Genomic DNA, 696 nt, shown 5'->3' with positions numbered 1-696 from the left:
GACGACAAGGCCGTCATCACCGGCACGGGTACGGGCACGGTGGTGGAAGACACCACGCAGACTGCCACGGGCAAGCTGACGGTGGTCGATCCTGACGCGGGTCAGGCCGTGTTCCAGGCGGGCACGCAGACGGGCAGCTACGGCTCGCTGGTGCTGCAGGCCAATGGCACGTGGACCTACACGCTGGACAACGCCAAGGCCCAGCCGCTGCAGCAGGACGAAACCAAAACCGAGACCTTCACCGTGAAATCGGCGGATGGCACCGAGTCGACCATCACCGTGACGGTGAAGGGCGTGAACGACGTGCCCACCGTGACGGGCGCGACAGCCTCGGTGACCGAGAACAACGGCACCAGCACGGTGACGGCGACAGGCAAGGTCATCGTGACCGACGCTGATCACGACCAGAGCGGCGTGATCGCAGGCACCTACAACGGCACTTACGGCAAGGTGGTTCTGGGCGCCGATGGCCAGTGGACTTACACGCTGACGCAATCGCCGGAAATCACGGCGCTGCTGACCGGCCAGAACAAGACCGACACCATCACCTTCAAGACGCTGGACGGCACCGATAAGACCATCACGGTCACCATCAACGGTCTGAGCAGCCAGCTCAACATCACCGCCGGCACGGGCAATGTGGCCGAAGATTCGGTCGCCACCGCCACGGGCACCCTGACGGGCAACACCGCCACG

Annotated in this window: 1 protein-coding gene; it reads left to right on the top strand. The window is 64.7% G+C overall.

The window, feature by feature from the left end:
* The coding region (locus RV045_RS14320; protein ID WP_423236469.1) for a VCBS domain-containing protein at positions 1-696 on the top strand (696 nt) is incomplete at both ends.

This window comes from Amphibiibacter pelophylacis (assembly GCF_037688875.1).
In the GTDB taxonomy this organism is placed as follows: Bacteria; Pseudomonadota; Gammaproteobacteria; order Burkholderiales; family Burkholderiaceae_C; genus Amphibiibacter; species Amphibiibacter pelophylacis.
The sequence above is the reverse complement of the archived record's forward strand: the minus strand, read 5'-3'. Positions and strand labels throughout refer to the sequence as shown.